The sequence below is a fragment of the Collinsella sp. AF20-14LB genome (assembly GCF_003459505.1).
In the GTDB taxonomy this organism is placed as follows: Bacteria; Actinomycetota; Coriobacteriia; order Coriobacteriales; family Coriobacteriaceae; genus Collinsella.
This window is the reverse complement of the sequence record NZ_QRWD01000036.1, coordinates 1-3,443: the sequence shown is the minus strand read 5'-3', so window position 1 is coordinate 3,443 and position 3,443 is coordinate 1. Positions and strand designations below refer to the sequence as shown.

3 protein-coding genes are annotated in these 3,443 nt (G+C 62.6%); 2 read left to right on the top strand and 1 reads right to left on the bottom strand.

All coding sequences use genetic code 11. The features are described from left to right. The coding region (locus DWX63_RS11340; RefSeq protein WP_158559687.1) for a hypothetical protein at positions 1–213 on the top strand (213 nt) is incomplete at its 5' end. A gap of 121 nt (positions 214–334) precedes the next feature. On the opposite strand, the gene DWX63_RS10940 is transcribed toward DWX63_RS11340, so the two are convergent. Next, entirely contained in the window at positions 335–1,477 is a 1,143-nt protein-coding gene (locus tag DWX63_RS10940; protein ID WP_117843724.1) for an IS110 family transposase, read from the bottom strand. A 652-nt stretch (positions 1,478–2,129) separates the two neighbouring features. On the opposite strand from DWX63_RS10940, the gene DWX63_RS10935 reads away from it, so the two are divergent. Then, positions 2,130–3,443 (top strand): prealbumin-like fold domain-containing protein (locus DWX63_RS10935; protein WP_199411199.1); only part of this gene is annotated, 1,314 nt, incomplete at its 3' end.

Genomic DNA, 3,443 nt, shown 5'->3' with positions numbered 1-3,443 from the left:
CAGTGGCGCACCTACAAGTGCGAAGCGTGGCTCGACGCGGACGAGGCGAACGCGGCGGCTGAGGTTTCGGAGACTTCCGAGACGGGCGTCTCGGGACGCTCGCGCTCCCGCGGTCGTGCCGCTAGCGCCGTCAAGATGACTGCGGATACCGTGCGCTACATCCGTTGGACCGAGGTCGTCTCGGACGGCGTGGTGGGCGTCAGGAGGAAGTAAGTAAAAGGGGGGTGTTCCTATAGTTTTGTCAACTGGGAAATGCTCTCCGTGCGACCGGATCGCGGCATGCTGACGCCAAGCCATTAGGCCGGTGGGCTTCAGTCTGCTCGGTGCGTTTCGGCTAGGCTGCGTAAGGCACCCTGTCTCGCATGACCGCGTAGATGACCTTCAGTCTCTTTCGCGCCAGCGCCTTGAGCGCCTTGCCGTGCGACATGCCCCGCTCTCGGCACCTGGTGTAGTAGTCGCCCCATCTCCCCTCTGTCCGGGTAAGGCAGTTGCATGAGAATATGAGCAGGTTCTTCAGCCTCTTGTTGCCTTGGCGCGATGCCGTCACCGAGGAGATCGAGGTTCCCGACTGGCGGTTGCGCGGCGCCAAGCCGCAGTGCGACGCGAGCCTGTCGTGACTGGGGAAGTCTTCGATGTCGATGGAGATCGCAAGCTCGGAAGCGGTTTTGGGCCCGATGCCCGGCACCGTCAGGAGGCATCGGTAGGTATCGTCGCCCTCGAGCAGGGCGGAGATCTCCGCCGTGATCGCCTCGATCTCCGCCGAGTTCTCGGATATCCTGCGCGCGAGCAGTTTCACCGCCCGGTCCTCGGCGGCGACGACCGACGCATCCGGCCTTGTCGAGGAGGTTGTCGAGCGGACGAGGGCCTCGATCTTACCGCGCGGCGCCCCACGCGTGAGCGCCGCCGCCCTGCGGGGCCCGGCGTCGGCTACCGACCAGGCCCCGCCGAGGGATGCCATGAGCCTCAGCTGGGGCCCGTCGGACAGGTCGACCAGTGCCTCGAAGGCGGGGCACGATTCCAGCAGGATGCTGCGCAGCCGGTTCTTATTCCTAGTGTTCTCGCAGGTCAGGAAGTTCCTCTGGGCGGCCAGCGCCCTCGCCGCCGCAATCGTCGGACCCGGGTCTCCGACCGGCAGGAGCGCGTCGGGGATGCCAAGCGCCGTCTTCGCGATGACCATCGCGTCTCGCTCGTCGGTCTTGGCGTCGCCGGCGAAGAGCCTGGCGGCCCCGTGCGCCGCGAGTCCCGGCAGGTACGCCGCCGACATCCCGGCCGCCCTGGCGCGGGCGAGCGCGAGGGCGCCTATGTTGCGCGACTGGTCGACGACCACGAGCGCATCGGGGAAGCGGCCGAACAGCGAGTCCAGGTCGTCCTCCCTGTTCGCGACGGGGGTGCTCAACAGCACCTCGCCATCTCGAGTCGCGACGCATGCCCAGTGGGACGATTTCCCGACATCGAGCCCGATGACGGCTTCCGGCATTCTAATTGGTGCCACGGTGGTATCCTCCAATCGGTAGGCCGATCGGAACCCCTCCCCGCGACACCCACATTACCTGGCCGTGGCGCTTGCGCCCGGCAGTTTCCTATCAGTCGTCCGGAGCGGCGAGCGCCCCCGGTGGCAACACCCCCCCCGGGCCCTCTACGGGGCAGGGGCAGACGGCCATCCGGAGGCGCCCGATCGGCGGCCCCTCGGGGCTTGCCCGTATCGTAGGCAATGCGCCGAATGCTCGCCATCGAAATTTATCGATGGCCTATTTCAGACTGTAATGGGGCAGAGATTTTCTCCGCCCCCTATCGCTCTTACGAAGCGCCCTGCCTTTGGGGCGTTCGATGCTTCTTGCCGCTGCGGCAATACTCTAAATCACCTCGTATACAGGACTACCGTCTAGTGGATACTTAGGATGACGTACTCAGGAGGTAATTGTGGGCGAAAGTAAACGCCACATCGATGTCGGAATCACTTCGGGGGGGGGGGGGCCTCTAAAGGCTTAGCCTTTTCCAGAAGGGCCCTTATCGCCGGGGGCGGGATCACGGCTGCGGCGGCAGTGACCGACGCGGTTGCCAGACCCTCCAGCCCCCTGGGGGTCGTGATGCGCTCGGTCTTCGACGCGATAGGCATATCGACCTATTCGATGAGTAGATTCGAGGAGTTTGCGCCCGATAACCCGAAGGTTAAGCCATCGGGGCTCGCCGTTCCCATGAGTGTCAACGGCATCTCATCGCACCCCACCGGCTGGTGGCACAGCGCCGGCAGGGCGACGCACACAAGCTGGACCCCAACCTATGATGACGTCTTCCACAGGGGGGACAAAGCACAGCTCTTTCTGAACAATGGGCATCCCTACACGATTCTACCGATGGACAACTCCGGATACCGCGCGAGCGTCACGTGGAATAGCATTGGAACCTATAACGGGAAGCCCGTGGGATGCACGCTCACGCTCTCGAATCCCGCCGTTGGCAACGGCTACAACAACAACGCGGGTTTCAACCAGAAGCTCGCCCAATTCTACCAGCAGCACTTCGGCACGAAGAGCTTCTTCTTGGTGAGCGACGCCTTCGCGGCGTGGGACAGTTGTCACTGGCTACTGGGGCTGAAGTCGATAAAGATGGTATATCAGTTCTTCTATTCCGACAGGCCCGGCGAGTATATCGACCTCGATTGGGCGTACCTCGGCGCTAGGAGCATACAGTGTGACGGCGGCGGATATGAGTGGATCAGCCCCGCCGAGAACAATCAGGACGCCTATTTCATCCCGCGGGGAGTGGACACCCAGCTCTTCTTCACCAACTTCGACGGCTACAGCTGCATCTCGTCTCGTGTAAACGAGGTGAGCGACCGGACTTGCGCCATCATCGCATACAAGGGACCCAGCATCTCGTGCGTCCGCGGCGACACGGTGTATGGCGACGGGTTCCAGTTCGACTTTCAGTCTATCGGCAACTTCTGCTCGTTAAGCCTGAAGAAGTCCTCAACCAACCCCGATGTCACAAAGATCGATCCGGAGTACTTCTCTCTCGCCGGAGCCGAGTACGCCATCTACTGCGACGAGGCCTGCACCCGCAAGTGCGGGACCTTCAAGACGGACGAGAACGGCGAGGCTACCCTCTCGGCGGTCAACGGGACGAACAAGCTGATTGCGAACATGGACTACTGGGTGAAGGAGACGGTCGCACCGCAAGGCTTCGGGATTGACAAGGATGTCCATAAGATTCGCCTCGACCGCGACACGACCATCGAGGTATCGGATGTCCCGAAGCATTCGACCGTCCACTTTATGCTGGTGGACACAATCGGCGATACGCAGGAGATGCATACGGTCTATATCAAGCTCAACAGCACCTTCTCGGTAAACGGGAACCAGGGCGATTTCTCGGACGCACGCGCGGCCATCGAGCAGGTCATGCGCGACGAGGGGCAGGACATGAGCCTGCTCGACAAATGT